Source organism: Spirulina sp. CCY15215, from assembly GCF_016888125.1.
Taxonomy (GTDB): domain Bacteria; phylum Cyanobacteriota; class Cyanobacteriia; order Cyanobacteriales; family Spirulinaceae; genus CCY15215.
Window position 1 is genome coordinate 1 of the sequence record NZ_JACSWA010000617.1, and the last position, 1,812, is coordinate 1,812.

At 39.9% G+C, this 1,812-nt stretch carries 2 protein-coding genes and 1 pseudogene; all 3 read right to left on the minus strand.

From position 1 onward, the window contains the following. Positions 1-777: RAMP superfamily CRISPR-associated protein (locus JUI58_RS25575; protein ID WP_204106689.1), on the minus strand; the 777-nt coding region annotated here is incomplete at its 3' end. Between the two features lie 2 nt (positions 778-779). Next, positions 780-1,436: an RAMP superfamily CRISPR-associated protein gene (locus tag JUI58_RS25580; protein WP_204106690.1), complete on the minus strand. Its 657-nt coding sequence runs from the start codon at positions 1,434-1,436 to the stop codon at positions 780-782. Beyond that, positions 1,433-1,812: pseudogene (locus tag JUI58_RS25585) on the minus strand (hypothetical protein); the annotation flags it as partial. The pseudogene JUI58_RS25585 and the gene JUI58_RS25580, both read right to left, overlap by 4 nt.

Consider the following 1,812-nt stretch of genomic DNA (forward strand, 5'->3'; position numbering starts at 1 on the left):
CAAGAGAGTAACAACTATATCATCTGAATCTAATTCATCGTCACCAAATGTTTGGACTTCTTGCCAATCAAGATCGTTGTGAATTTCATAAGAAAGCAGTGTATGTCCATAACCGGCGCTACGAGAACCTCCTAACCATAAGTCCGATTGAGTCAGTAATTTCTCAAATAGCGGTAGATCGTTTTCCTCACAGAGAATAATAGATTGAAAAACTTGCCCCACATCTAGGGCATCATATCGAAAAATTGCGCCTTCACTATCGGGTCTATCCTCTCTTTTACTAGAGCGACCTTTACGCCGATCGCGTTGATTATGAATATTGATACGGCGATCGGGTTGATAAAATTGCATATATCCTTGCTCAACAGTACAAAACTGTCCGCTTACAGATTTGAGTGGTTTCGGTTTATCATCTTGTTCATCATCTTTTTCAATACTCAAATCATAAATAGAAATTGATTGCTCTCCTATAAACTCATCACCTTTTTGTTTGTACCAAGATTGAGGAATTGGTAAGGTACGATGCTTTCCTTTTTTACTCCTTAGATAAGCATTAAGATAACGAGTTTTGTTTGAGTCAAAAAATAGGCGTTTGACCTCTTCTTTGGTTAAATCTAATTCTGATGCTCCATAATTCTTTAGATATCGACCAATTAAAGCACCACGAATCATGCTACCGGGAATGTAATCATAGGAGACATCACTGTTTGGATCGCCTTGAAAAGAAGTTGCTAGGAGAGGTTGTAGTGTTTTTAAATTGAGTGATATGACAGGCATAATTATTTCTCCAGTGGTGAAAAAAAGTGGTTAAGATTGATTGTTAAAGGATTATTTTGATGATCGCTTAGAGTACAACGCACGTGACCCAGACCGCGATTGCGTCCGCTTCCTAAATATCTGAGCGCTTTTGTTCCAACAGAAAGCAACCCGAGCAAATCTTCTGATGGTGTCTTGGCAAAGTTTAAATTAGCAGTAAAAGTTAGATCGCGCACTATAACACGAGATGTTCGCAAACTTCCTCGATCGGGTACTCCTGTTTCTGAGTGAATAGAAGTTTGCCGACGAATAGTAGTCAGAGAATCTAAAATTTCAGCCCGAGTAAATTTATTCTTTTTAATCTGGTAGGCAACTGCTTGACGCAGATCGTCTGGCAAACAAGCATCTCCAAAATGAATAGCTGCAATTGTATCGAGAGTGCTACCCGGCCTGCCAAATAAGTCACCTGCAATGCTTTGCCAATAAGGGCGATTGTGGGGCAAAGTGGCAATCAAATTGTCACACTCTTCACTGATTAAACCTTTTAAAGTGCGTCCTCGCAAGTAAGGAAAACCATATTGGTCATGTTCCACTTCGCGATCGAGCAATCCGGCAACACCATCACCTCTGCCAAATGTTGTATCGCTCAGTAAGTGAATTTGAAGTTTATAATAGCTCATAAGTTTTCTCCCAGTAATAAATAGAAGTCAATCGCTTCAATTGCGTCAAAATAGCCACAAGTGTCACCTAACCAACCTTGTTTAGCTAAAGTCGTGCGTGTACTGTCTTCTACAGAATCAGGAAGTTCGGGAAGTTTTTCTAACTGATAAGCTGTAAGAAACTCTTTGGTAGCATTCGAGCCGCGTCGCAGCACTTCTCGCAATGCTTTGACTTTATTACGCCGATTTTTCCACTCATCTTTTGTAAATTCATTGATGATATGCGAAAAACTTTCCCACGTTTGCCAATCAGAGGGATCGGATTTGAGTAATAATGGTCGCATTTCTAAAGGTTGGTTACTTGTACTCCGATATTCTCGCTCGCGAATTTCAGAAA